This window comes from Halomonas urumqiensis (assembly GCF_003028575.1).
In the GTDB taxonomy this organism is placed as follows: Bacteria; Pseudomonadota; Gammaproteobacteria; order Pseudomonadales; family Halomonadaceae; genus Halomonas; species Halomonas urumqiensis.
Genome location: NZ_PYUD01000001.1, coordinates 1,260,945 through 1,286,466, shown reverse-complemented (window position 1 = coordinate 1,286,466; position 25,522 = coordinate 1,260,945). Strand labels below are relative to the sequence as shown.

Annotated in this window: 21 protein-coding genes; 8 read left to right on the top strand and 13 right to left on the bottom strand. The window is 62.5% G+C overall.

Going from position 1 to position 25,522, the window contains the following annotated elements; all coding sequences use genetic code 11:
• Positions 1-82 precede the first annotated feature (82 nt).
• The 3 genes from leuB to leuC form a co-directional block, all read right to left on the bottom strand.
• The gene (gene leuB, locus C6V82_RS05530) at positions 83-1,162 is read right to left on the bottom strand and encodes a 3-isopropylmalate dehydrogenase (RefSeq protein ID WP_102588802.1); all 1,080 of its coding nucleotides are present in this window, start codon (positions 1,160-1,162) and stop codon (positions 83-85) included.
• Between the two features lie 176 nt (positions 1,163-1,338).
• Positions 1,339-1,992 carry a 3-isopropylmalate dehydratase small subunit gene (leuD, locus tag C6V82_RS05525; RefSeq protein ID WP_102588801.1) on the bottom strand — a complete coding sequence of 218 codons (654 nt, stop codon included), beginning with the start codon at positions 1,990-1,992 and terminating at the stop codon, positions 1,339-1,341.
• Between the two features lie 3 nt (positions 1,993-1,995).
• Positions 1,996-3,444 carry a 3-isopropylmalate dehydratase large subunit gene (leuC, locus tag C6V82_RS05520; RefSeq protein ID WP_102588800.1) on the bottom strand — a complete coding sequence of 483 codons (1,449 nt, stop codon included), beginning with the start codon at positions 3,442-3,444 and terminating at the stop codon, positions 1,996-1,998.
• A gap of 336 nt (positions 3,445-3,780) precedes the next feature.
• Between leuC and C6V82_RS05515 the strand changes: the two genes are divergently transcribed.
• Both C6V82_RS05515 and C6V82_RS05510 read left to right on the top strand, forming a co-directional pair.
• On the top strand, positions 3,781-4,692 hold the full coding sequence (locus C6V82_RS05515) for a LysR family transcriptional regulator (RefSeq protein WP_102588799.1): 912 nt from the start codon (positions 3,781-3,783) through the stop codon (positions 4,690-4,692).
• A gap of 115 nt (positions 4,693-4,807) precedes the next feature.
• The gene (locus C6V82_RS05510) at positions 4,808-6,139 is read left to right on the top strand and encodes a hypothetical protein (protein ID WP_102588798.1); all 1,332 of its coding nucleotides are present in this window, start codon (positions 4,808-4,810) and stop codon (positions 6,137-6,139) included.
• A 56-nt stretch (positions 6,140-6,195) separates the two neighbouring features.
• On the opposite strand, the gene C6V82_RS05505 is transcribed toward C6V82_RS05510, so the two are convergent.
• Entirely contained in the window at positions 6,196-6,711 is a 516-nt protein-coding gene (locus C6V82_RS05505; RefSeq protein ID WP_102588797.1) for a zinc ribbon-containing protein, read from the bottom strand.
• Positions 6,712-6,989: 278 nt separating this feature from the next.
• Here C6V82_RS05505 and leuS point away from each other — a divergent pair, with 278 nt between their 5' ends.
• The 5 genes from leuS to C6V82_RS05480 all read left to right on the top strand — a co-directional run bounded on the left by leuS (position 6,990) and on the right by C6V82_RS05480 (position 12,778).
• Positions 6,990-9,584, top strand: coding sequence for a leucine--tRNA ligase (gene leuS, locus C6V82_RS05500; RefSeq protein ID WP_102588796.1), 2,595 nt, complete (start codon positions 6,990-6,992; stop codon positions 9,582-9,584).
• Between the two features lie 25 nt (positions 9,585-9,609).
• Complete coding sequence (locus C6V82_RS05495) at positions 9,610-10,101, top strand: LPS-assembly lipoprotein LptE (RefSeq protein ID WP_102588795.1); 492 nt, start codon at positions 9,610-9,612, stop codon at positions 10,099-10,101.
• Positions 10,102-10,126: 25 nt separating this feature from the next.
• Positions 10,127-11,185 carry a DNA polymerase III subunit delta gene (gene holA / locus C6V82_RS05490; RefSeq protein WP_102588880.1) on the top strand — a complete coding sequence of 353 codons (1,059 nt, stop codon included), beginning with the start codon at positions 10,127-10,129 and terminating at the stop codon, positions 11,183-11,185.
• Between the two features lie 192 nt (positions 11,186-11,377).
• On the top strand, positions 11,378-11,776 hold the full coding sequence (locus tag C6V82_RS05485; RefSeq protein ID WP_102588879.1) for a PA2779 family protein: 399 nt from the start codon (positions 11,378-11,380) through the stop codon (positions 11,774-11,776).
• A gap of 12 nt (positions 11,777-11,788) precedes the next feature.
• Positions 11,789-12,778, top strand: coding sequence for a PA2778 family cysteine peptidase (locus tag C6V82_RS05480; protein ID WP_102588794.1), 990 nt, complete (start codon positions 11,789-11,791; stop codon positions 12,776-12,778).
• A 73-nt stretch (positions 12,779-12,851) separates the two neighbouring features.
• Here C6V82_RS05480 and nqrM read toward each other — a convergent pair whose 3' ends face one another.
• The 9 genes from nqrM to C6V82_RS05435 all read right to left on the bottom strand — a co-directional run bounded on the left by nqrM (position 12,852) and on the right by C6V82_RS05435 (position 21,763).
• The gene (nqrM, locus tag C6V82_RS05475) at positions 12,852-13,109 is read right to left on the bottom strand and encodes a (Na+)-NQR maturation NqrM (protein ID WP_102588793.1); all 258 of its coding nucleotides are present in this window, start codon (positions 13,107-13,109) and stop codon (positions 12,852-12,854) included.
• A 91-nt stretch (positions 13,110-13,200) separates the two neighbouring features.
• A complete protein-coding gene (locus C6V82_RS05470; protein ID WP_102588792.1) occupies positions 13,201-13,995 on the bottom strand; it encodes an FAD:protein FMN transferase in 795 nt (264 codons plus the stop codon).
• Entirely contained in the window at positions 13,992-15,224 is a 1,233-nt protein-coding gene (gene nqrF / locus C6V82_RS05465) for an NADH:ubiquinone reductase (Na(+)-transporting) subunit F (protein ID WP_102588791.1), read from the bottom strand. The genes C6V82_RS05470 and nqrF overlap by 4 nt, the downstream gene beginning before the upstream one ends.
• Positions 15,225-15,296: 72 nt before the next feature.
• Positions 15,297-15,914, bottom strand: coding sequence for an NADH:ubiquinone reductase (Na(+)-transporting) subunit E (gene nqrE, locus C6V82_RS05460; RefSeq protein ID WP_102588790.1), 618 nt, complete (start codon positions 15,912-15,914; stop codon positions 15,297-15,299).
• 1 nt (position 15,915) lies between these two features.
• Positions 15,916-16,584, bottom strand: coding sequence for an NADH:ubiquinone reductase (Na(+)-transporting) subunit D (locus tag C6V82_RS05455; protein WP_102588789.1), 669 nt, complete (start codon positions 16,582-16,584; stop codon positions 15,916-15,918).
• A 2-nt stretch (positions 16,585-16,586) separates the two neighbouring features.
• Positions 16,587-17,402, bottom strand: coding sequence for a Na(+)-translocating NADH-quinone reductase subunit C (locus C6V82_RS05450; protein ID WP_102588788.1), 816 nt, complete (start codon positions 17,400-17,402; stop codon positions 16,587-16,589).
• Positions 17,402-18,625, bottom strand: a complete 1,224-nt coding sequence (locus C6V82_RS05445; protein WP_102588878.1) for an NADH:ubiquinone reductase (Na(+)-transporting) subunit B — start codon at positions 18,623-18,625, stop codon at positions 17,402-17,404. The genes C6V82_RS05450 and C6V82_RS05445 overlap by 1 nt, the downstream gene beginning before the upstream one ends.
• A gap of 5 nt (positions 18,626-18,630) precedes the next feature.
• On the bottom strand, positions 18,631-19,980 hold the full coding sequence (locus C6V82_RS05440; RefSeq protein ID WP_102588787.1) for a Na(+)-translocating NADH-quinone reductase subunit A: 1,350 nt from the start codon (positions 19,978-19,980) through the stop codon (positions 18,631-18,633).
• 319 nt (positions 19,981-20,299) lie between these two features.
• The gene (locus C6V82_RS05435; RefSeq protein WP_102588786.1) at positions 20,300-21,763 is read right to left on the bottom strand and encodes a glyceraldehyde-3-phosphate dehydrogenase; all 1,464 of its coding nucleotides are present in this window, start codon (positions 21,761-21,763) and stop codon (positions 20,300-20,302) included.
• A 195-nt stretch (positions 21,764-21,958) separates the two neighbouring features.
• Between C6V82_RS05435 and mfd the strand changes: the two genes are divergently transcribed.
• Entirely contained in the window at positions 21,959-25,414 is a 3,456-nt protein-coding gene (mfd, locus tag C6V82_RS05430) for a transcription-repair coupling factor (RefSeq protein ID WP_102588785.1), read from the top strand.
• Positions 25,415-25,522 lie beyond the last annotated feature (108 nt).

Sequence of the window (25,522 nt, the reverse complement as noted above, 5' to 3'; positions counted from 1 at the left end):
TCCAAGAATCGAATGTGAACAGTATTATACATGAAGCGACCCCGCATCGCAGCGGGGCCGGAGAGCGGGACGTCAGGAGCTGTTAAAGTGATTCGAAGGCGGCGAGTACCGCATCGCCCATCTCGCGGGTGGACACGGTGCGCTTGCCGGATGAGGCAATATCCGCGGTTCTCAGCCCGTCGTCCAACACCTTGCCGACAGCGGCCTCGATACGCTCGGCAAGGGCCGGCTCGGCGAGGGAGTAGCGCAGCATCATGGCCACGGAAAGAATCGTCGCCAACGGGTTGGCGACACCCTGGCCGGCAATGTCCGGGGCACTACCATGGCACGGTTCATACATGCCCTGGCCACTCTCGTTGAGCGAGGCCGAGGGCAGCATGCCGATCGAGCCGGTGAGCATGGCGGCGGCGTCGGAGAGGATATCGCCAAACATGTTGCCGGTGACCATCACATCGAACTGCTTGGGCGCGCGCACGAGCTGCATGGCGGCGTTATCGACGTACATGTGCGACAGCTCGACGTCCGGATACTCCGGCGCCAGCCGCTCCATCACTTCGCGCCACAAGATCGTGACTTCGAGCACGTTGGCCTTGTCGACACTGCACAGCCGCTTGCCACGCTTCTGCGCCATCTCGAAGGCCACACGACCGATACGCTCGATCTCGGACTCCGAATAAATGTAGGTGTTGAACCCTACCCGCTGGCCATCACGCGCTTCGATTCCGCGCGGCTGGCCGAAATAGATACCGCCGGTGAGTTCGCGCACGATCATGATATCGAGCCCCGATACCACTTCCGGCTTGAGGCTCGAGGCCTCGGCGAGCTGCGGGTAGAGAAGCGCCGGGCGCAGGTTGCCGAACAACCCAAGGTGCTTGCGAAGCCCCAGCAACCCTTTCTCGGGACGCTTGGTGAGGTCTTCGATCTTGTCCCACTTGGGCCCACCCACGGCACCCAGCAGAATGCCACGCGCCGCCTTGGCCTTTTCGAGGGTCTCGGCCGGCAGAGGGTCGCCGTGAACGTCATAGGCCGAACCACCGACCAGCGCCTCTTCCACCTCGGCATCCAGTCCACGGGCCTGACAGGCGGCCAGGATGCGGCTGGCCTGGGCGGTGATCTCGGGGCCAATGCCGTCACCGGGTAGTACCAGAATCTTGTGTGTCATCGTTGCTTCCTTGGTTAACTACCGCCGTTGCCGAGCGGGGCGCCGGGGGCAGGCCGGAGAGGAGGTCATTTGCCATGGATGGCAAATGTAGCGCCCAGGGATGGGTTCACAGCGCCTCCTCGCAGGCCTGCCGCCGGATCAGCCCCGCACCATCGACGGATGCAAAGTCAATGCGATCAGGCTTGAGCGGGATCACGAAACAACCAGGGCCGCGCTTGACGATGACGCTGCTCGAAATCGCGAATGGCGTCTTCGTCCTTGAGCGTCAGGCCGATATCATCCAGCCCCTCGAGCAGGCAGTGCTTACGGAAGCCATCCACTTCGAATTCGAGGATCTCGCCACTCGGCGTGATCACCCGCTGGTTCTCGAGATCGACATCGAGCCGGTACCCTTCGCTTGCTACCACTTCAGCGAACAACCGGTCGACCACGTCCTCCGGCTGGGTGATCAGCAGCAGGCCGTTCTTGAAGGCGTTGTTGTAGAAGATATCGGCGAAGCTCGGGGCGATCACCACGCGAAAGCCGAAGTCTTCCAGGGCCCAGGGGGCATGTTCGCGCGAGCTGCCACAGCCGAAGTTGCGGCGCGCCAGCAGCACGCTGGCCCCCTGGTAGCGTGGCTGGTTGAGCACGAAATCAGGGTTTTTCGGGCGCGCCGAGGCGTCCTGGCCCGGATAGCCCTCATCCAGATAGCGCAACTCGTCGAACAGGTTGACACCGAAGCCGGTGCGCTTGATCGACTTCAGGAATTGCTTGGGGATGATCAGGTCGGTATCGACATTCGCCCGGTCGAGCGGTGCCACGAGACCTTCGGTGCGTTCGAACTTTTTCATGGCTCAGGCCTCCTGGGCTGGGGTGGTGTCGACCGGGAGTTGTCGAACATCGACGAAGTGGCCCGCGATGGCGGCGGCGGCGGCCATCGCCGGGCTGACCAGATGGGTACGGCCACCATAGCCCTGGCGCCCCTCGAAGTTACGGTTCGAGGTGGAGGCACAGTGCTCACCCGCACCAAGCTTGTCGGCATTCATGGCAAGACACATGGAGCAGCCTGGCTCGCGCCACTCGAAGCCCGCCTCGGTGAATACCTTGTCCAGGCCTTCGGCTTCCGCCTGGCGCTTCACCAGCCCCGAGCCCGGCACCACCATGGCAAGCTGGATGGAGTCGGCGACCTTCTTGCCGCGCGCCACCTTGGCGGCTTCGCGGAGATCCTCGATACGCGAGTTGGTGCAGGAACCGATGAACACCTTGTCGAGGCGGATATCGGTGATCTTCTGCCTCGGCGCAAGGCCCATGTACTCGAGCGCACGCGTGTAGCTGCGCTGTATGGTCTCGTCCGGCGCGGCGCTCGGGTCCGGCACCTCGCCGGAAATCCCGGTGACCATCTCGGGGCTGGTGCCCCAGCTGACCTGCGGCTCGATCTCGGCGGCATCCAGGGTCACCACCTTGTCGAACTCGGCATCGGCATCGGAGACCAGTTCTCGCCAACTGGCCACGGCCGCGTCCCACTGTTCGGCGGTGGGGGCATAAGGGCGCTTGGCGAGGTAGTCGATGGTGGTGTCGTCCACGGCAATCAGGCCGACCCGCGCACCGGCTTCGATGGCCATGTTGCAGACCGTCATGCGCCCTTCCATGGAGAGGCTCTGGATGGCGCTTCCAGCGAACTCGATGGCGCAACCGGTGCCGCCGGCGGTGCCGATCCTGCCGATGATCGCCAGCACCACATCCTTGGCGGTAACGCCCACGCCGAGCTCGCCCTCGACACGCACCTGCATGTTCTTCATCTTCTGGGCGAGCAGGCACTGGGTGGCCAGCACATGCTCGACCTCGGAGGTGCCGATGCCATGGGCCAGCGCCGCGAAGGCACCATGAGTGGCGGTGTGCGAATCGCCGCAAACCACGGTCATGCCCGGCAGCGTGGCGCCCTGCTCGGGGCCGACCACATGGACGATACCCTGGCGAGGATCGTTGATCTTGAACTCTTCGATACCGAATTCGACGCAGTTGTCATCCAGTGTCTGAACCTGGATCAACGATACAGGGTCCTTGATCCCGGTATTGCCCTCGGCGCGCTCCTTGAGGGTGGTCGGCACGTTGTGGTCCGGTGTCGCCAGGTTGGCGTCGAGCCGCCATGGCCGGCGCCCCGCCAGGCGCAGTCCCTCGAAGGCCTGTGGCGAGGTCACTTCGTGAAGCAACTGGCGGTCGATGTAGATCAGCGCGGTGCCGTCATCGCGCTCCTTCACCAGATGTTGCGACCACAACTTGTCGTAGAGTGTCTGGCCTGCCATGTCGTTTCTCCCGGGCCTGGGGCCCTGTGCTTATCAGGTCACGATATTGGTGCTTTATATCAAAGAGCCATGGCGTCAGTGCTTGCCAGGGGCGCCGAGGGTGGGTCGACGAGGAGGTCATTTGCCATGGATGGCAAATGTAGCTTCCAGGGAAGGATTCACAGCGCCTCCTCGTCGGCCTCACCCTCGGCAAAGCCCCTCACGGCAGAGCCGAATGATCGCCTGCCATGACCTTGATCGAGTAGTGCCAGTCTTGCGCGGCTCGCCCATAAAATCAATTCATGTTATTTATGGATTGAATTCCTTCCTGGAATACGAATACAGCCGGAGGGCACCATGGATACCCAGAGCCTGCAGGCATTTCTCGCCGTAGCCGATAATGCCAGCTTCTCACGTGCCGCCGATCAATTGCATCTGACCCAGCCGGCCGTCAGCAAGCGCATCGCGGTACTCGAGACCCAGACCGGCGCACGCCTGTTCGATCGCATAGGGCGGCGCGTCAGCCTGACGGAAGCCGGCAAGGTGCTGCTTCCCCGTGCGCGCGAGATACTCGTGATGATGGACGACAGCCGCCGGGCACTCGGCAACCTCGACGGCAGCGTGGGCGGCAGCCTGACCCTGGCCACCAGTCATCATATCGGTCTGCACCGCCTGCCACCGCTACTCAAGCACTTCACCGCCGAGCATCCCGACGTGCGCCTGGACCTGCATTTCCTCGACTCGGAGCAGGCCTACCAGGGGGTCCTTGACGGTGAACTCGAGATGGCCGTGGTGACCCTTGCCCCTTACCCCGACGATCAGTTGCAGGTGGTGCCGGTATGGGTCGACCGGCTGTGCTTCGTCTGTGCCCACGATCATCCACTGGCTGAACGCGGCCCCCTCGAACTCGTCGAGCTGTGCGAGTTCGATGCGGTGCTGCCTGGGCCGATGACCTTCACCCGCGGGCTGATCGAGGCGCGCTTCGCCACCGCCGGACTGGCGTTGCCGGTGGCGCTATCCACCAACTACCTGGAAACGCTCAAAATGATGGCTGCCATCGGGCTTGGCTGGAGCCTTTTGCCTGAGGGGCTGGTGGCGGGCGAGCTGCATGAACTCGAGGTCAAGCACCCGCCCATACACCGCCCGCTGGGTTATCTCGTCCATCGCAGCCGCACCCTGTCGAATGCCGCAAGGGCAATGATCACGGCCCTCGATGCCTCGCGAGAATTCGCCGCGATAGACTGGCACCACCGGCACGAAACTGGTTAGTCTGCTTGTCTTCTTCCGTCATCCAGCTGTCACCCGTTGGCTCGCCAATTGCCTGACAACCATTCATTGGCAGACGGGCTAGACACGTCAATGGCTAGACACACGAAAGGAAGCCATGTCCCGCGCGCCCGATACATCGTCCGCCTCACTCCGCCAAGCGTTGGCCGGCCTGCTGCTGCTGGCTGGTCTCGCGCTGCAGGTGGCGCGTTTCATGGTCCCTGCCATCAGTGCTTCCTGGGTAAGCTATGCCTGTTGGCTTGCCGTGGCACTGCTGTGGATGGATATTCCCCGCCGCACGCGCCTGCAGGCGGGGTGTCTTGCGGCGATTGGGGTCGCGCTGTTGCTGGCGGCAAGACTCCAGCACGACGCCGATATCGCATGGCCGCGAATACTCGAGGGCAATGTCTACGTGGTCGCCATGCTGCTCGGGGTAAGCTTCATCGGCCTGATCGGCAATCAACGGGGCAGGACTCGCCCACTGGGGCGCGCCGTGACAGGGCTGCGGGGCAGCGCCGGCACCTGGCTTGGCGTTCACCTGCTCGGCTCGATTCTCAATCTCTCGACGGTGTTCATGGTCGGCGACCGGCTCGCCCGGCGCGGTCCGCTATCGGCCCCTCAATTGCTGGCCTTGAATCGCGGGCTATCGAGCGCCGCACTGTGGTCGCCGTTCTTCGCGTCAATGGGTGTCGTGATGACCCTGGCGCCGCAGATGCACTTCACCACCGTGCTGGCCTTCGGCATGCCGTTGGCGTTGCTCTCGGGACTGATCGGCACGCTGGAGCTCTCGCGGCGCTATCCCCTCGACGAGGTGGCTGGCTTCTCGCTGTCACCCCGCAGCCTGGCCGTGCCTGCGCTGCTGGCTGCCCTGGTGATGCTGTTCCACTACGTGATCACCCCACGCCTGACCATCGTCAGCATCATCACCTTCCTGCTGCCCGCCGTGGCCCTATGCGCCAACCTCCCGCAGGGGCCACGCTGGCTGCTCGGCCGTGTACGCCAGCACAGCCTGGAGCGCCTTCCGGCGATGCGCGGGGAAGTCTCTCTGTTTCTCTGCGCGGGGTTACTCACGCTCGGGCTTTCGACCTACATCGATGCCGCCACCGGTAGCGAGTGGACACTCTTCGAGACCTTCGGCGTCAGCCAGGCCATGCTCAGCTTCCTGGCGATCGTGGCAAGCTCGGTGGCGGGATTGCATCCGATCATTGGCGTGTCGGTGCTGGCCTCGATGCTGGACCTGCCAGGCGAACGGCAGACACTGTTCGCCTGCGTGGCGCTGGCATCCTGGGCGGTGGGCACCAGTGTCGGGCCACTCTCGGGCATCAACTTGTCACTGCAGGGCCGCTATGGCGTCAGCGGCGGGCGCATGATGCGCGATAACCTGGTCTATGCCAGTGCCATGACCGTCGCCGTGGTGTTGGCGCTGGTACTGCTCAACGCCTGGCGGTAGGCCAGGCGTCGGACACGGCGACATGTGCCACTTCGCTCAAGTGCCAGGGCGTCGGCTTACAAGGAAGCACGCTCGAAATAACGGTGCCCGCAGGCATGACAGGGTTCGATACGCGCCACGCCCTCGAATTCCACCGCATGGCCGCAGTGCACGCAGGCCATGCGACCCGGGGCCGCCATCTCCCCTTCGCAGTAATCGGCACGCGCCGCTTCCAGGTCATCCTGCAGCCGTTCGCGATCGACGATACTGCGGTCGGCAATCGACAGCAGCGCCTCACTGATCTTTCGCGAAAGCACCGAAAGATCGATACCCAGCCAGCTCGCCACCCCTTCGCCGCCAGCGCTCAGGTAGCGGCGCATATCCTTGAGGTCGCGCTCGACCCAGGCGCGCAGCAACGAAAGCTCATCCTTGGTGAATTCCTCGAGCTCGGCCTCGAATTCCACTGCCTCGTCGAGATCCTTCTGCAGGTTTTCCCAGGTCAGCTCGTCAGCGCCCTCGCGGAGACGATCCAGCATGCGCTCATAGGCCTCACGGAGACGGTGTTCTTGCTGAGGGGTAGGCTGTTCGCTCATGGTGAACTCCTTGCTGTCGATAGTCGCCTGAAGACCCGGGCGCAATGATCAGGGTTCACTGACCGGGGCTCGACGACCGAGGCACGTTCAGGCTACCGGGGCCGGGCATAGCCGGGTAAGGCCGTGCTGAGGTATCCTTGCCTACCATTTAGACGACTTCCCACCGGTAGTTCAATGTCTTGACGCATAAAGCGCCAGATACCCGATGCCGGACAGTCTCCATTGACCTGCGCCGCCCAGCGGGATGCGCCCGACTTGCAAGGTACCCATAGACAGCGATGGACGCACAGTACACGCCCCAAGAGATCGAACGCGACGCCCAGCAATTCTGGGACACCAACCAGTGCTTCAAGGCGGTGGAGGATGCCAGCCGCGAGAAGTTCTACTGCCTGTCGATGTTCCCCTACCCCAGCGGCAAGCTGCACATGGGGCATGTGCGCAACTACACCATCGGCGATGTGGTCTCCCGCTACCAGCGCATGCAGGGCCGCAACGTGATGCAGCCGATGGGCTGGGACGCCTTCGGCATGCCCGCCGAGAACGCCGCGATCCAGAACCAGGTGCCGCCCGCCAAGTGGACCTACGACAACATCGACTACATGCGTCGGCAGTTGAAGGCGCTTGGCTTCGCGTACGACTGGGGCCGCGAGTTCGCCACCTGCGACAGCGACTACTACCGCTGGGAACAGTGGTTCTTCACCAAGCTGGTCGACAAGGGCCTGGTCTACAAGAAGATGTCCACGGTCAACTGGGACCCGGTCGATCAGACGGTGCTGGCCAATGAACAGGTCATTGAGGGCCGTGGCTGGCGTTCCGGCGCACTGGTCGAACGCAAGGAGATCCCGCTGTGGTTCCTCAAGATCACCGATTATGCCGAGGAGTTGCTGGCTGATCTGGACAAGGTCGAGTGGCCGGAGCAGGTCAAGACCATGCAGCGGAACTGGATCGGCAAGTCGCGTGGCGTGGAGATGACATTCGACATCAAGCGAGCCGATGGCACCTCGGACGAGCCCGTCAGTGTCTACACGACCCGCCCCGACACCTTGATGGGGGTGACGTATCTCGCGGTGGCCGCAGGCCACCCGCTGGCCAAACAGGCTGCCGAAAGCAACGAGACGCTTTCCGCCTTCTGCGAGGAGTGCGCCCGAGGCGGCACATCCGAAGCCGAACTTGCCACCATGGAGAAGCGTGGCATGCCCACCGGACACCTGGCCGTGCACCCGCTGTCGGGGCGCGAGGTGCCGGTCTACGTCGCCAATTTCGTACTCATGGAGTATGGCACTGGCGCGGTGATGGCGGTGCCTGGCCACGACCAGCGCGACTGGGAGTTCGCGAACCGATATGGCATTCCTGTCGAGGCGGTGATCGCCGATGCGCATGGCCAGACGCCCGACCTTTCGGCGGGTGCCCATGTCGACTACGGCACGCTGATCAACTCCGGTGAGTTCGACGGGCTCGACTTCGAGGCTGGCTTCGAGGCAATCGCCGCCAGGCTCTCCGAGCTCGGCCGTGGCGAGGTCAAGACCAATTACCGCCTGCGCGACTGGGGCGTGGCCAGACAGCGCTACTGGGGCGCACCGATCCCGGTGAAATATGGCCCCGAGGGCCAGACCGTGCCGCTGACCGACGACGAGCTGCCGGTTGCCCTGCCGATGGAAGTGACTGTCGACGCCACCGGCTCGCCGCTCAAGCGCATGCCAGCGTTCTCCGACCTTGGCGATGGCTGGGTCCGCGAGACCGACACCTTCGACACCTTCATGGAATCCTCCTGGTACTACGCGCGCTTCTGCTGCGCCGACAACCAGGAGGCGATGCTCGATGAGCGCGCCAACTACTGGTTGCCGGTGGATCTCTACATCGGCGGTATCGAACACGCCATCCTGCACCTGCTCTATGCGCGCTTTTTCCACAAGTTGATGCGTGACTTCGGCCTGGTAGACAGCGATGAGCCGTTCCAGCGCCTGCTGACCCAGGGCATGGTGATCGCCGAGACTTACTATCGTGAGCTGCCCGGCGGCGGCAAGCAGTGGTTCAACCCCGCCGATGTCGACGTCAAGCGTGACGACAAGGGCCGCCCGGTCAGCGCGGTGCTGGCAAGCGACGGCGAACCGGTGGTCATGGGCGGCATCGAGAAGATGTCCAAGTCCAAGAACAACGGGGTCGACCCGCAGTCGATGATCGACCGCTTCGGTGCCGACACCGTGCGGCTGTTCATGATGTTCGCGGCCCCCCCCGAGCAGTCGCTCGAGTGGTCGGACTCCGGTGTCGAGGGCGCCAGCCGCTTCCTCAAGCGCCTATGGCGGCTGGTCAGCGAGCATCTGGCGGCCGGCCACCCCGAGCCGCTCAACGTCGCTGCACTCGACGATGCCCAGCGCGAACTGCGTCGCAAGACCCACGAGACGATCAAGAAGGCCAGGGACGACATCGGCCGGCGGACCACCTTCAACACCGCCATTGCCGCGGTCATGGAGCTTGCCAACGCGCTTGGCCGTTTTCACAACGAAGGGACGGACAAAAGCCCCCAGGACCTGGCCGTGGCCCGCGAGGCCGTGGAAGCCTGCGTACTGCTGCTGGCCCCGATCACTCCCCATGCCAGCCATGCCCTGTGGCGTGAACTGGGTCATCACGAGCCAGCCATCGATGCCCGCTGGCCAGTGCTGGATGAATCCGCCCTGGCGCGTGACAGTATCGAGCTGGTGGTTCAGGTCAACGGCAAACTGCGGGCTCGCATTGACGTCGCCGCCGATACGGCCAAGGATGCCATCGAAGCCGAGGCGCTGGCTGCCGAGAATGTCCAGCGGCACATCGAAGGCAAGTCGATTCGCAAGGTCATCGTGGTGCCAGGCAAGTTGGTCAACATCGTCGTCGGTTGAGCCGGACCCGGCAAGGAGAGCTCCCATGCAGCGTCGCCATTTCCTCACCCTCACCCTGGCAGGCGTCGCCGCCGTAGGCCTGGGGGGTTGCGGCTTCCGTCTGCGCGGAAGCGGCAGCGCCATCAGCCAGTTGGATGAGCTGGCTATCGCGGGCGTAGACAGCGACCTTTCGCGGCTGCTGCGCCGCGAACTGGAGGGGCGCGGCACCCGCGTGACTTCAGAGGCGTCAAGGCAGCTCAACCTCGGTACCGAAGAGATCCGCCAATACCGGCTCAGCGTGCTCGATGCGGGCTCCCAGGAGGAGGAGATGACCCTGAGGATTCCCTTTTCTGTGCAGCGCCGAGAGGACGCGGCATACCTGTTGAGCGAGCAGACGCTGGCAGTGTCCACGCGCTATACGGTCAACAGCGACAACCTGCTCACCCAGCAGGAACAGCGTGATGAAGCCCGGGATCAACTACGCCAGGACGCCGCGCACCAACTGGTCGAGCGCTTGAATGCGCTCGCCCCGCGCTGATGGATCGCGCCGAGACCCTGTCGCCATGAAGCTTTTTCCCGACAAGCTTGCCGATGCCCTGGCAAGGAAGCTGCCCGCCGTGGTGATCGTCGCCGGCGACGAACCGCTCCAGCACATCGAGGCATGCGACGCGGTGCGCCAGGCGGCGCGTGAGCGCGGCATCGAGGAGCGCGAGATTCTGCATGTCGAAGGCAACTTTGCCTGGGGGCGTCTGCACGAGGCATCGGCCAGCCTGTCGTTGTTCGCCAGCGCCAAGCTGATCGAGCTGCGCCTGGGTTCGTCGAACCTTGGGCAGGAAGGCACCAAGGCCTTGAAAGGCTATGCCGAAGACCTCGGCGACAGCGGCAATATCCTGCTGTTGTCGATGGGCAAGCTGGATTACCGCCAACAGAAGAGCGCCTGGTTCCAGGCCCTCGACAAGGTCGGCTACTTCGTGCCGGTATGGCCTGTGGATGCGTCACGCCTGGGCTTCTGGCTACGCGACCGCGCCGGCCGTCATGGGCTTACCCTTGACCTCGACGCCGCCCGCCTGCTGGGCGAGCGCACCGAGGGCAACCTGCTGGCCGCCGATCAGGAGCTGCAGAAGCTTTCGCTGATGCTACCTCCGGGTACCCGAGTCACGCCGCAGGAAATCGCCGGCGGCGTGGAGGACAGCGCACGCTACGATGTCTTCACGCTGGTTGACGCCTGCCTCAAGGGCGAGCGCGCCCGGGTCAGCCGCATCCTGGCCGGCCTGCGCGGCGAGGGGGTCGAGGCGCCGATCGTGCTGTGGGCGTTGACCCGGGAGTTGCGTACCCTGTTGTCGTTGCACCAGCACCTCGACCAGGGCCAGAGCTTCGACCACGCCTGCAAGTCCCAGAAGCCTTCGATTTTCGAGAAGCGTCGCCCGGCCTATCAGCAGGCCATCGCCCGGCTGCCGGTCAAGCGCCTGCACAAGCTGCTGCTGTTCGCCCAGCGTCTGGACCTTGCCATCAAGGGCGCTTCGCCTTTGCCTGTGCAAGATGGCTTGCATGACCTGGCCTTGACCCTGGCGGGCGGCAAAGGGATGCTGGCCGAACTCCCTGCCTCATACCGGATTGGATAATGCCATCACAATGACCCCATGCTGGGGTCGAGTGCCAAGCGTTGATGGCCAAGGGCATGAAATCTCAAGGCATTTCAACCTATACTGATCAAGCATCATCGCAGCAACGTTGCACCCAGGCATCGCTCGGACGCGGCGCATGGATCATCAAGGAGCCGGAAGCCCATTCGAAGACAAAGGAAAACCAACATGATGAAGACAATCTGCCGTTACCTCACCCCGCTGATCATCGCCGCCCTGGTGCTTGGCAGCATGCCGGTTGTTGCAGCGCCACAGGCGGCTTCCGCAAGCGACCTGGTAACGACTCAGGATGCCATGGACTCCGAACGAGGCCAGGGTGATCGCGAACGCATCCACGAAATACTGGCACGTGACGACGTGCGCGATCAGCTGGTCGCCCAGGGTGTCGATGTCGCCGAGGTGGAAGCACGTGTCGCTGCGCTATCTGACGCGGAAGCCGCGCAGATGGCGGATCAACTCGAGCAACTGCCGGCCGGCGCCAGCGTGATCGGTGCCCTGTTCGCTGTGTTCGTCATCCTGCTGGTCACCGATATTCTTGGCCTGACCAACGTCTACCCCTTCACCCGTTGAGCGAGTGATTTGATGACGCTATACCGTTCACGATCCTTCGCGAACGCTGTACATCCCGGCAACACCCTGTGGAACGCCCGCCTCGCGGGCGTTCTCGCGTTGGTGCTGTGCAGCGTAATAATCAGCGGCTGCGCCTCGGCGCCGCGCCTGGATGACGCGACCCAGGACGCCCTGCCTCGGCAAGCGGTGATTGAGGAGGTGCCGTTTCACGGTCAGCGCGACTACCAGTGCGGTCCGGCGTCACTGGCCATGGTGCTCAATCATTCCGGCGTGGATATCGATGTCGACAACTTGATACCGCAAGTCTTCCTGCCGGGCCGAGAAGGCAGCGTACAACCGGAAATGCTTGCAACGGTGCGCCGCCATGGCCGCATTGCATTTCCACTCGATAATCGCCTGGAAGCACTGCTTACCGAGATAGACGCCGGGCACCCGGTAGTGGTGATGCAGAACCTTTCACTGCCGGCCTGGCCACTCTGGCACTATGCCGTCGCCATTGGCTTCGATCTCGACAGCAATGAGCTGATTCTGCACAGCGGCATGGAACCAGAGCGCATCGAGAGCTTTCGTCGATTCGATGCCACCTGGGCACGCAGCGAGCGTTGGGCCTTCATTGCACTTCCACCAGGCGAGATGCCAGCGCAGGTAAGCCAGTCAACCGCCATGCAGGCGATCACTGACTTCGAAAGCGTACAGGGACCGGAAAATACACTGAGTGCGTGGGAAGCGCTGGTGGAAAGATTCCCCGAGGCCGGCATGGGGCACTTCGCACTGGGAAATGCACGCTATGCAACGCAAGACCCGAAGGGTGCCATCGCGGCCTTTCGCCGTGCCGTTCAGGAGGACGACACCCTGGCCGTGGCATGGCTGAATCTCGGCCTGGCGCTGCGCGCTGAGCAACATCTCAATGAGGCTGCGGAGGCACTCAAGCGAGCCGCCGAACTGCCGGGGCCCTGGCAACCCCGCGCCCGCCAGGCGCTCGATGGTCTGTCCGCCGGCTAGCGGGATGGTGGTCACCCCGATCACGACATGCCGATCAACCCCCGCATGGGCGCTTCATGCGGGGCACATCCACTCAGCGACGAACGGCGTCGTAACCAAGATCGGCGCCACGGCTTTCATCGCTGCGCCGCCGCGCACTGCCCTGTTGCTTGCGGCTCTCTTCCTCGCAGACCTCATCCTTGCCGCCGCAGATTTCGCAGCCTTCCTTCAGTCCCAGCTGGTTGAGCCCACCGCAGGAACCGGCGATGGGTTTACGCCCCAGAATCACGCCGATCGCCATCGCGGCCATGATCAACAACATGAAGGCCAGTGCTATGATCCAGGTGCTCATTTCGACTCTCCCGTATTCCGTGTTCTTTCAACAACTCAGTTTTCTTTCTACAGCTCAGTTTTCTTTTACAGTTCAGTGTTCTTTCTACGGCTCAGCGTTCTTCCAATAACAAGGCCACAAACGCCTCACCGTAATGAATATCGATGCCCTGTCTGGTCATGACAACCTGGCGCGCCATACGTTCATCTCGTGCCCACGCTTCGCCTTTGGCTATCCTCAGTGCCTGATGCAAGGCGCTACGGGCCTCGGGTGCCACGACACTGACCTCGAGCAAACGCGGGCGTCGCCCTCCGCGTCCTGCCATGTCACCCCTGACGGTCGCGGTAGCAACCGTTACGAGAGCAGCATCCTGCAGACTCAGCACGGCGTGTTGCTCACCCGGCAGGTGCGCCTTGTCGATAGCCAGCCGCCAGAGCTGGCGACCCGCCATACCACGAGTTCTCACCATACCACCAAGCTCGATCATGGCATTAGACATACCGAACTCGGCCAAGACCGCATCGAGCCGGTCCACCGCGTGTGCCCAGTGCTCGAGCTGCAATAGCCGGCCGGCACGCGCAAGCGATGGCAAGGCCTCTTGGTTGACCAGGGGCAAGGGCGCTGCCAGCAAGGGGCGAAGCGACAAGAGCCCATTTTCCAGACTGCCCAGCTCGCCTTGAATGGCAGCCTGGAGCAGTTCGCGCTCGCCGATGTCCAGGTCGGCATCCAAGGTGATGTGGTAACCCGTACCGAGGGCAACCCCCTCGAAATATTGCCCGCTCGCCTGCCCACGACATCCCGCCAGCAGCGCGAGTACCAGCATCGCGAGTGCCACCGGTGGCACCAATGCAAAGAGGGCCGGCCAGCCGGCCAGCCCTCTGTATCGCCTGGTGACGATCGAGATCATCCGCCAAAGTCGTCCAGCATGATGTTCTCGGGTTCCACGCCCAGGTCAAGCAACAACTTGATCACGGAGGCATTCATCATCGGCGGCCCGCACATGTAGTACTCGCAATCCTCGGGAGCCGGATGGTCCTTCAGGTAATTCTCGTACAGCACGTTGTGGATGAAGCCGGTGGGACCTTCCCAGTTGTCCTCGGGCTGAGGATCGGAGAGCGCCAAGTGCCACTCGAAGTTGTCGAACTCCTCGGCCAGTTGGTCGTACTCGTCGTTGTAGAAGGTCTCGCGCCAGGAGCGCGCGCCATACCAGAAGGTGATCTTGCGCTTGGATTCGAGACGCTTGAGCTGGTCGAAGATGTGGCTGCGCATCGGCGCCATGCCCGCGCCACCGCCGACGAAGACCATTTCGGCATCGGTATCCTTGGCGAAGAACTCACCGAACGGCCCCATCACGGTCACCTTGTCACCCGGCTTCAGACTGAAGACATAGGTGGACATCAGGCCAGGCGGGTGATCGGTGTTGGGCGGCGGCGTGGCGATACGGATATTGAACTTGAGGATGCCCTTCTCATCCGGGTAGTTGGCCATGGAGTAAGCGCGGATGATCTCTTCCTGGTTCTTGTGCGAGACCTTGAACAGATCAAACTTCTCCCAGTCGCCACGGTACTCCTCTTCGATATCGAAATCGGAGAACTTGATGTCGTAGGGCGGCGCCACCAACTGCACGTAACCACCAGCGCGGAACGCCACTTCCTCACCTTCAGGCAACTTGAGGTTGAGTTCCTTGATGAAGGTGGCAACGTTGGGGTTATCGATGACCTCACATTCCCACTTCTTCACCCCGAAGACTTCTTCGGGCACCTCGATTCTCATGTCCTGCTTCACCGGCACCTGGCAGGACAGGCGCCAGCCTTCCTTTTTCTCGCGCAGCGTGAAGTGGGATTCCTCGGTGGGCAGGATCGCCCCACCCCCCTCTTCCACCCGGCACTTGCACTGGGCACAGGAACCACCACCGCCACACGCGGACGAGAGGAAAATGCCATTGGCTGCCAGAGTATTGAGCAGCTTGCCACCGGCCTGAGTAGTCAGGGTGTGGTCGGGGTCGCCGTTGACCTCGATCGTCACGTCCCCGGTACTGACGAGTTTGCTGCGCGCAGCCAGGATCACGCCCGTCAGACCAATGACGATGACAGTGAACATGACCACACCGAGCAAGATGACTGATGTATCAACCATGTCGGTTTCCTATTGCTTGACGTTGCCTGGTTTTCGGCGCCGCCCAGCGGCGCCGAAAGAACACGACCTGACTCAGAGCTGGATGCCGGAGAAGGACATGAAGCCCAGCGACATCAGACCCACGGTAATGAAGGTGATGCCCAGCCCCTGCAGGGAAGCCGGTACGTCGCTGTACTTGAGCTTCTCGCGAATGCCGGCCAGGGCCGTAATCGCCAGCGCCCAACCCACGCCTGAGCCAAAGCCATAGACCACGGACTCACCGAAGTTGTAGCTACGCTCGACCATGAACAGCACACCACCCAGGATCGCGCAGTTCACAGTGATCAACGGCAGGAACACGCCCAGCGCGTTGTAGAGCGTCGGCACGTACTTGTCGAGAAACATCTCCAGTATCTGCACCAGTGCAGCGATGACACCGATGTAGCTGAGAAGCCCAAGGAACGACAGGTCGATGTTCTCGGCCCCACTGATGCCAGTCCAGGTCAGTGCGCCTTCCGCCAACAGGAAGGAGTAAACGAGGTTGTTGACCGGCACGGCGATGGTCAGTACCACGATGACCGCGATACCCAGGCCAATGGCAGCGGAGACCTTCTTGGACACCGCAATGAAGGTACACATGCCCAGGAAGAACGCCAGGGCCAGGTTTTCGACGAAGACCGAGGCGACGAACAGACTGATATAATGTTCCATGTTACACGGCCTCCTTCGGTTCGGTGTTCGGCTTCATCTTGAACTCGTTATCCTCGACTTGCTCGGGATTCAGCGAGCGCAGCACCCAGATGATCCCGCCGATGATGAAGAACGCCGAGGGCGGCAGCAGCAGCAGGCCGTTGGGCACGTACCAGCCACCGTTCTGCACGGTCTCGAGCACGGTGAACCCGAAAACGCTGCCGGAACCGAACAGCTCGCGGATAAACCCCACGACCATCAGGATGAAGCCGTAGCCAAGCCCGTTGCCGACGCCGTCGAGGAACGACAGCCCCGGCGTGTTCTGCATGGCAAACCCTTCCGCACGTCCCATGACGATGCAGTTGGTGATGATCAGACCGACGAACACCGACAACTGCTTGGACATCTCGTAGGCGTACGCCTTGAGAATCTGGTCCACCACGATCACCAGTGACGCGATGATGGTCATCTGCACGATGATGCGGATCGAGGACGGGATATGGTTACGGATCAGCGAGACGAACAGGTTGGAGAAGGCGGTCACGAAGATCACCGCCAGGCTCATGACCAGCGACACGCTCATGCTGGTGGTGACCGCCAGCGCGGAACAGATACCGAGTACCTGCAAGGCGATGGGGTTGTTCTTGAACACCGGAGTCGTGAGGACTCCTTTGGGAGTTGCTGCGGACATGATCAGGCTCCTTCCGCTTCGAGTTCGACGTCGGCTTGCTCGGCTTCGTCCTGGTCCACACCGCTGCGGAACTTGGCCAGGTAGTTACCGAAGCCCTCGGGGCTCAGCCAGAACTGCAACATGTTGGTGACGCCATTGCTGGTCAAGGTCGCACCAGACAGCGCGTCGACCTCATTCTCGTCACTGGCGCCACCCTTCACCAGCCGAATGGCCGGTGCGAGCTCGCCGGATTCATCGAAGACCTGCTTGCCTTCCCACTGAGCCTGCCAACGCGGATTGTTGACTTCGGCGCCGAGCCCAGGGGTTTCGGCATGCTCATAGTAGGTGATGCCGACGATGGTGTTGCCATCCCCTTCCACGGAGAGAAAACCGCGCATCAATCCCCACAGCCCCTGGCCACGAATGGGCAGGATGATCTGCTCGGGATCGTCAGGGTCACCGACCAGATAGACGGTGGTATAGTTCTCGACACGCGTGAGGCCCGCCGGATCCTGCTCGCCAGACAGCGTGCGCGACGCCGCCGGGTCACGACGAGACTCGAAGCCATCGTAGGTTTCCGGGTCGTGCTCATCGGAGTATTCGCCGGTGCGCATGTCCACCACGCGCGGGGTGACCTCCCCAAAGGCCTCTTCCACATTCATGCCTGGCTCGTAGAGATTGGCCACGTTCAGAATGTTGGTCTTGCGATCGAGTTCCTGGTTCAACTGCTGCGCGGGGCGCAATGCCACGGCGGCAGTCGATACGATGACCGAACACACGATACAAAGTGCGAATGCCACCGTCAGGATCTTTTTGATGGAGTTATTGCTCTGTGCCATCAGGCAGTCTCCTCGGCCGGCACACCAGTCCGCTTGACGCGACGTTTGATGTTGGCCTGAACAAAGAAGTGGTCGATGAGCGGCGCGAACAGGTTGGCGAACAGAATCGCCAGCATGATGCCCTCAGGGAAGGCCGGGTTGACCACGCGGATCAGCACGGTCATCACACCGATCAGCGCGCCGAAGATCAGGCGACCCTGATTGGTCATCGAGGCGGAAACCGGGTCGGTGGCCATGAACACCATGCCGAAGGCGAAACCGCCCACCACCAGGTGCCAGTACCACGGCATCGCGAACATCGGGTTGGACGCGGAGCCGACCAGGTTGAACAGCGCGCTGGTCGCCACCATACCAAGGAAAACGCCGAGCATGATCCGCCACGACGCGATCTTGGTCCACAGCAGCACCGCGGCGCCGATGAAGATCGCCAGCGTCGAGACCTCGCCCACCGAACCCGGGATGAAGCCAAGGAAGGCATCCCACCAGCTGTACTGACTGGAGAGCGCGGCCATGCCATCCTGGAAGGCGATGGATAGCGCGGTGGCGCCGGTGAAGCCATCCGCCGCGACCCATACCGCGTCACCGGAAATCTGCGCCGGATAGGCAAAGTACAGGAAGGCGCGACCGGTGAGTGCCGGGTTGAGGAAGTTCTTGCCAGTGCCGCCGAAGATCTCCTTGCCGATCACCACGCCGAAGGTGATACCGAGCGCCACCTGCCACAGCGGGATGGTGGCCGGCAGGATCAGAGCGTAGAGCACGGAGGTGACGAAGAAGCCTTCGTTGACCTCATGACCGCGCTTGACCGCGAACAGCACTTCCCAGAAGCCCCCCACGGCGAAGGTCACCAGATAGATCGGCAGGAAGTAAGTCGCGCCCAGCACGAAGTTGGCCCACAGGCTATCGGGGGTGTGGCCGCTGGCCAGCACCATCATGATCGCCTCGCGCCAGCCGGCCATCGACGCGTAGCCGTCGGCGATGGCGGTGTTGGCTTGCCAACCGGCGTTCCACATGCCGAAGAACATCGCCGGGAACGTACACATCCAGACGGTGATCATGATGCGCTTGAGGTCGACGCCGTCACGCACATGGGCGGTGGTCTTGGTCACGCTGGGCGGTGCATAGAAGATCGTGTCCACTGCCTCGAACAGAGGATAGAACTTCTCGTACTTGCCACCCTTGTGGAAATGCGGCTCGAGATTGTCGAGTGTCTGTCGAATAGCCATCGTCATCAGGCCTCTTTCTCGATCATGGTGAGGTTGTCACGCAGGATGGGACCATACTCGTACTTTCCCGGGCACACGTAGGTGCACAGCGCCAGGTCCTCTTCATCCAGCTCCAGACACCCGAGCTGCATGGCAGTCTCGATGTCACCGACGATCAAGGTGCGCAGCAACTGCGTGGGAAGGATATCCAGTGGCATGACTTCCTCGTACACACCCACCGGCACCATGGCACGCTCCGACCCGTTGGTGGAGGTGGTCGGCGCATAGTTGGTCAGCCCCTTGATCTTGGAGATGTAGATCCCCAGAACCGAGTGCCGATTGGCGCCGGGCGAAAGCCAGCCCATCCACAAGCGTTTGTTGCCCTCTTCGAGAAGGCTCAATTGACTATGGAAACGCCCCAGATAGCGCAGGCTACCTTCACAGGCGAAGCCCGAGAAGACCGAGCCCGAGATCACTCGCGTGTCATCGGGGTCGACCACTTCACCGGCCAGCAGTTCATCGGTACTGGCGCCAAGGCGAGTCCGCAACAGGCGCGGTGACTCGGCACGCGGACCACCCACGGCGACCACCCGGCTGACATCCAGCTTGCCCTCGACGAACAGTTTGCCAAAGGCGATCACGTCCTGATAGCCAATGTGCCAGACCCGCTTGTGCAGGCCCACCGGGGAAAGATGGTGGATATGCGTACCGACAAGCCCTGCCGGATGCGGGCCGGCGAAGGTCTGGGCCTGAACACCATCGATGTTCCCGCCCGGGACGCTGTTGTCCGGTCCGGTACACAGGTAGACCTGGCCCTCGGTCAGCCGAGTCAACACCTTGAGCCCATCCTCGAAGGCGCCGGTTTGCTCGTGGATGACCTTGGCCGGCTCGGCGGCCAATGGATGCGTATCGATGGCAGTGACGAAGATATCGCTCGGCACACCGTCGATGGCCGGGGTGCGCGAAAAGGGACGGGTGCGCAGCGCCGGCCACAATCCAGAGTCGACCAGTTGATCGACCACTGTCTGGCGGTCCAGCGTCTCGAGCTTGTCACGCCCGTGAGCCGCGAACTCGACGGACTCTTCGGTTTCGTCGACCTTGATCACCACCGACAGCAACTTGCGCTTTTCGCCACGGTTGATGGCAACCACCTCACCTGCGGCCGGCGCCGTGAAGCGCACGCCTTCGATCTTCTTGTCGGTAAAGAGCAGCTGGCCCAGCTTCACTCTGTCCCCCTCCTGGACCTCCATGGTCGGCTTCATGCCGACATAGTCGGTACCCAGGATCGCCACGTGGCGTACCGGCCGCGCATCCTCGATGCGCTGCTCGGGCGCCCCCGTGATGGGGAGATCCAGGCCTTTCTTGACTTCGATCATAGTCTCGCCCAGTTGATGGATCGGATATACGAAGGAAAGGGGTTCGAATGGATTCGAATTCTTGTGGTTTCAGTACGTTACCAGTCAGGCCCGAGCCAGGCTCGAACCACCCCGAAAAATCCCAAGTATTATAATGACTAGGCAAGCCAATGACCACCTGCGCGAAGGTCGCAGACAGATGATACTGCACCACAAAAATGTGGCAGGGAGTGGAATCTAAATGAAGAACCCCCGTATGGAAGGCCACACGGGGGACTTGGGCATCGCGGCAGGCTCGGCAAATCCCTGTCGCCTTTCGGCTACGCCTTACGCCTGGGTATCACGGCTGAACGCGGGGCAATTTCAGGAAGTGAACGTTGGAGATGTGCTGGAGAATGCGCACCACCTGGCAGCTGTAGCCGAACTCGTTGTCATACCATACGTAGAGCACCGCGTGACGACCATTGGCGATGCTCGCCTTGGCATCGACGATGCCGGCGTGACGGTTGCCGACGAAGTCCGATGACACCACCTCGGGAGAGTCCACGAAGTCGATCTGCTTCTGGTAGGCGGAATCTATCGACATGCGGCGCAGGTAGTCGTTGAGCGCCTCGCTGTCGGTCTCCCGGTTCAGGGTCAGGTTGAGGATCGCCATCGACACATTGGGGGTCGGCACGCGGATAGCGTTACCGGTCAGCTTGCCGCCAAGCTCGGGGAGGGCCTTGGCGACCGCCTTGGCGGCACCGGTCTCGGTGAGCACCATGTTGAGCGGCGCGCTGCGACCACGCCGGTCACCCTTGTGGTAGTTGTCGATGAGGTTCTGGTCGTTGGTATAGGCGTGAACCGTTTCGACGTGTCCATGCTCGATGCCAAACTCGTCATTCAGCGCCTTGAGCACTGGAACGATGGCGTTGGTGGTACACGACGCCGCCGACAGAATGCGATCGTCAGCCTTGATGTCGGCGTGATTGATGCCATAGACGATATTCTTGACATCGCCCTTGCCGGGTGCCGTCAGCAGCGCCTTGGCCACACCTTTGCAAGCCAGATGCTGACCAAGTCCATCCTCATCGCGCCAGATACCGGTGTTGTCGACCACCACGGCATTGTCGATACCGTACGAGGTGTAATCGACCTCTGCCGGTGAGTCGGCATAGATGACCTGGATCACATTGCCGTTGGCGGTAATCGTGCGCGCCTCGTAGTTGACGCTGATGGTGCCATCGAAGGGGCCATGGACCGAGTCACGACGCAGCAGGCTTGCCCGCTTCTCGAGATCCTTGGCGATGTCGCCACGGCCGCGCACGACGATGGCACGCAGGCGCAGCAGGTTGCCACCGCCGGCTTTCTCGACCAGTACACGAGCGAGAATGCGGCCGATACGACCAAAACCGTAGAGCACCACATCCTTCGGCTCGCCATTGCCCCGGCTCGGATCATGACCCTCGACGATCTCGGCGAGCTCCTGGCGCAGAAACGCCACGGCATCACCACCCCCCTGTTTCTTGAACGCCACGCCAAGCTTGCCGACATCCACATGCGCCGGGGCGAGGTTGAGCTCGGTCATCGCCTTTACCAGCGGATAGGTATCCTGCACCGACAGCTCGGTACCCTCGATCTTGCGCACGAACCGATGGTCCTTGAGGATCCGGATGACCGACCGGTTGAACAGCGAACGACCATACAAGGTGGTGACCACATTGTTGTGCCGGTAGAGGCTACCGATGATCGGGATCATCTGCTCGGCAAGCGCCTGGTTGTCGTGCCATTCCTGGAAAACGGTATCGAGGGGTTGCTGACTCACGAGAAGCCTCTCTGGTGGTGTAAGGGGACGCGACCATTATCCGGGCCCGGCACTGGCACGGCAATCGCAGGATGGTCGCACACGCTGTAGGGGTATTACAGAATCGACGGTCCGACTACAAGGCAGGCTGACCAAAAGTGCCGTGAGGGCTGGTATGATGCGGCTTTGCCTCGTCACAAGCCGACACCAGATATCATGTCGAATTTCTCGCCGCTCGACCCACCGCGCCCTCAGGGGCTGCGTGACACCCTTTACTGGCACACGCCACACGGCAGCGCCTGCGCGCTGGGCCTGGCTCGCCTCGCCGAGGATGCTCCGCTGCTGGTGATCACCGCCGATACCGCTCAGGCATTGCGGCTGGAGACCGAGCTGCGCTTCTTCAGCCAGGTGCCGGTGCTGCCCTTCCCGGATTGGGAAACCCTGCCCTACGACAGTTTCTCGCCCCATCAGGACATCGTCTCCGCCAGGCTGCGCACACTTCGCCGGCTGCAGGATGGCGTGCACGGCATCGTGCTGGTACCGATCAACACCCTGATGCAACGCCTGCCACCAGTTGACTACATCGCTGGCCGGGTGATGAACCTGGAAATCGGCCAGACCCTCGAGCGAGAGGGCTTTCGCGATGCCCTTTCGCGGTCTGGCTACCGCGCCGTGGAAACCGTCTTCGAACCTGGCGAATATGCGTTGCGCGGCGCCCTCATCGACCTCTTCCCCATGGGCAGTGATGCACCGCTGCGCATCGATCTTTTCGATGACGAGATCGACACCCTGCGCCACTTCGACCCCGACACACAGCGCAGCCAGGACAAGGACAAGGTCGAGGCCATCGAGCTGCTGCCCGCCCACGAGTACTCGCTGTCGCGCAGTGCCATCGCCTGTTTCCGGGAAGGCTTCGAGACGCTGTTCGATGTCGACCCGCGTCAGTGCCCACTCTACGTGGATGCCTTGAAGGGCATTCCCTCCCCCGGGCTCGAGCAATACCTGCCTCTGTTCTTCGAAGAGACTGCGACACTGTTCGAACACCTCGCCAAAGGCACTCGTGTCGCCCTGCTTCCCGACGTATTCCAGGCCGCCGAGCACCACTGGACAGCCATCGAGGCACGCTTTGACAATCTCGGCGTAGACCCTACGCGTCCGCTCTTGCCGCCACACAGCGCCTTTGTGCCGGTGGCGGAAGTGTTCGCGGCCATCAAGCGCCACCCGCGCGTGGAGCTGACCGATGATGCCGATCACAAGCACGCCGCAACGCCCTTGACCCAGCCTCCGCCCCAGGTGGGCATCAACGCGCGCGCCAAGGAACCGCTGGCACCGCTAGCATCGTTCATCGAACAGCAACCGGGCATCCGGATACTCTTCGTGGCGGAATCACGCGGGCGTCGCGAGGCCCTGGAGGAAGCCCTCGCCCCACTGCATCTCGGCCTGCGCCACAGCGACGGCTTCTCGGCCTTTCTCGCAAGCGATGCGGCCACAGCCATCACTGAAGGCGAGCTAGATGCCGGGCTGTGGCTGAACGAACCGGGCCTTGCGGTAATCAGCGAGGCGGAACTCTACGGGGGGGTGGTCCGCCAGAGCCGACGCCGCGAAAAGGCCACCGATGCGGGTGAGCTGGCTGTCCGCCACCTCTCTGAATTGCGACCTGGCGCACCGGTGGTGCACCAGGCGCATGGGGTCGGGCGATATCGCGGGCTCGAAACCCTCGAAGCCGGTGGTCAGGCCGCGGAGTTCGTGACCCTCGAGTATGCTGAAGGGGCACGGCTCTATGTGCCGGTGGATAGCCTGCACCTGATCTCCCGCTACGCCGGCGCCGACGATGAATTGGCACCGCTCAACCGTCTTGGCTCGGAGCAATGGGAAAAGGCCCGCCGCCGGGCCGCCGAGAAGATCCGCGACACCGCCGCCGAACTGCTCGACATCTACGCCCGTCGTGAGGCCCGCCAGGGGTTTGCCTGTGCCGAACCGGATGCCGAGTACGCGCGTTTCGCCGCCAACTTCCCCTTCGAGGAAACGCCTGACCAGCATGCTGCCATCACCGCGGTGATCGAGGACATGACCGCGCAGCGGCCCATGGACCGGGTGGTATGTGGCGATGTGGGCTTTGGCAAGACCGAAGTGGCCATGCGCGCCGCCTTCCTCGCCGTGCATTCAGGTCGCCAGGTCGTGGTGCTGGTGCCCACCACCCTGCTCGCCCGCCAGCACTTCGAGAACTTTCGCGACCGCTTCGCCGATACCGCGGTCAACATCGAGCTGATCTCGCGTTTCACCGAGGGCAAGGGCCAGGCCGCCGCGCTCAAGCGTATCGAAAATGGCCAGGCCGATATCGTCATCGGCACCCACAAGCTGCTGTCGAAATCGATGAAATTGCCCAACATGGGCCTGCTGATCATCGACGAGGAGCACCGCTTCGGCGTCGCCCAGAAAGAGCGTCTGAAGAGCCTGCGAGCGGAAGTGGACATCCTGACCATGACCGCCACGCCTATTCCCCGCACCCTCAACATGGCCATGAGCGGCATCCGTGACCTGTCGATCATCGCCACCCCACCCGCCCGTCGCCTGTCGGTGAAAACCTTCGTGCAACAACGCGACGAGGCCATCATCAAGGAAGCGCTGCTACGTGAGATACTGCGTGGCGGCCAGGTCTACCTGCTGCACAACGAGGTCAAGACCATCGAAAGCGCCGCGGAAAAGATTCGCGAGCTGGTGCCCGAGGCGCGGGTCGGGGTCGCCCATGGGCAATTGCCGGAACGCTCCCTCGAACGCGTCATGTCCGATTTCTACCACAAGCGCTTCAACGTGCTGGTGTGTTCCACCATCATCGAGACCGGCATCGACGTGCCGAGCGCCAATACCATCATCATCGAGCGAGCCGACAAGTTCGGCCTTGCCCAACTGCACCAGCTTCGCGGCCGAGTCGGGCGCAGCCACCACCAGGCCTATGCCTACCTGCTCGCCCCGCCGCCACGCGTCATGACCCGAGATGCCGTCAAGCGCCTCGAGGCCATCGCGGGGGCTGATGCGCTGGGTGCCGGCTTTACCCTGGCCAGTCACGACATGGAGATTCGTGGCGCAGGCGAATTGCTCGGTGAGGAACAGAGCGGACAGATGGAAGCGATCGGCTATGGGCTCTACATGGAGATGCTCGACCGTGCGGTGGCAGCGATTCGTGCCGGCAAGACGCCGAATATCGAAGCGCCTCTCGACCAGGGCGTCGAGATCAGCCTGAACCTTCCCGCGCTGATTCCCGATGACTACCTGCACGATGTCCAGCAACGCCTGGTGATGTACAAGCGCATCGCCAGCGCCGCCAATGACGCCGAGCTCAAGGAACTGCAGGTCGAGATGATCGACCGCTTCGGCCTGCTGCCCGCGCCTGTCAAGACGCTGATCCGCCAGACGCGGCTGCGTCAACGCGCCGAAGCGCTGGGCATCACGCGCCTTGAAGCCGGCCCGGAACGCGGCCGGGTGATTTTCGGTAGCCAGACCAATGTCGATCCGCTGACCCTGGTCGAGCTGATTCAGAAGGACCCGCGCCATTATCGACTCGACGGCGCCGATACCTTGCGTTTCGATGCCGCCATGGACAACGCCGAGGCGCGTTTTCATACCCTGGAACAGTTGCTTGGCCTGTTGAATCGCAAGGCCGAGGCGGCGTGAGACCGTTGTGGCAATTACCCCGGCCGACGCCCACTTAAAACAGTGGCGCACTGCGTTGCCACAGGGCAATCTATACTGTCAGACATGACCTCATCGCCAAATTGATAT

Coding starts and splice junctions, on each gene's coding strand:
- leuB (WP_102588802.1), bottom strand. CDS start 1,162: ATGACACACAAGATTCTGGTACTACCCGGTGACGGCATTGGCCCCGAG.
- leuD (WP_102588801.1), bottom strand. CDS start 1,992: ATGAAAAAGTTCGAACGCACCGAAGGTCTCGTGGCACCGCTCGACCGG.
- leuC (WP_102588800.1), bottom strand. CDS start 3,444: ATGGCAGGCCAGACACTCTACGACAAGTTGTGGTCGCAACATCTGGTG.
- C6V82_RS05515 (WP_102588799.1), top strand. CDS start 3,781: ATGGATACCCAGAGCCTGCAGGCATTTCTCGCCGTAGCCGATAATGCC.
- C6V82_RS05510 (WP_102588798.1), top strand. CDS start 4,808: ATGTCCCGCGCGCCCGATACATCGTCCGCCTCACTCCGCCAAGCGTTG.
- C6V82_RS05505 (WP_102588797.1), bottom strand. CDS start 6,711: ATGAGCGAACAGCCTACCCCTCAGCAAGAACACCGTCTCCGTGAGGCC.
- leuS (WP_102588796.1), top strand. CDS start 6,990: ATGGACGCACAGTACACGCCCCAAGAGATCGAACGCGACGCCCAGCAA.
- C6V82_RS05495 (WP_102588795.1), top strand. CDS start 9,610: ATGCAGCGTCGCCATTTCCTCACCCTCACCCTGGCAGGCGTCGCCGCC.
- holA (WP_102588880.1), top strand. CDS start 10,127: ATGAAGCTTTTTCCCGACAAGCTTGCCGATGCCCTGGCAAGGAAGCTG.
- C6V82_RS05485 (WP_102588879.1), top strand. CDS start 11,378: ATGAAGACAATCTGCCGTTACCTCACCCCGCTGATCATCGCCGCCCTG.
- C6V82_RS05480 (WP_102588794.1), top strand. CDS start 11,789: ATGACGCTATACCGTTCACGATCCTTCGCGAACGCTGTACATCCCGGC.
- nqrM (WP_102588793.1), bottom strand. CDS start 13,109: ATGAGCACCTGGATCATAGCACTGGCCTTCATGTTGTTGATCATGGCC.
- C6V82_RS05470 (WP_102588792.1), bottom strand. CDS start 13,995: ATGATCTCGATCGTCACCAGGCGATACAGAGGGCTGGCCGGCTGGCCG.
- nqrF (WP_102588791.1), bottom strand. CDS start 15,224: ATGGTTGATACATCAGTCATCTTGCTCGGTGTGGTCATGTTCACTGTC.
- nqrE (WP_102588790.1), bottom strand. CDS start 15,914: ATGGAACATTATATCAGTCTGTTCGTCGCCTCGGTCTTCGTCGAAAAC.
- C6V82_RS05455 (WP_102588789.1), bottom strand. CDS start 16,584: ATGTCCGCAGCAACTCCCAAAGGAGTCCTCACGACTCCGGTGTTCAAG.
- C6V82_RS05450 (WP_102588788.1), bottom strand. CDS start 17,402: ATGGCACAGAGCAATAACTCCATCAAAAAGATCCTGACGGTGGCATTC.
- C6V82_RS05445 (WP_102588878.1), bottom strand. CDS start 18,625: ATGGCTATTCGACAGACACTCGACAATCTCGAGCCGCATTTCCACAAG.
- C6V82_RS05440 (WP_102588787.1), bottom strand. CDS start 19,980: ATGATCGAAGTCAAGAAAGGCCTGGATCTCCCCATCACGGGGGCGCCC.
- mfd (WP_102588785.1), top strand. CDS start 21,959: ATGTCGAATTTCTCGCCGCTCGACCCACCGCGCCCTCAGGGGCTGCGT.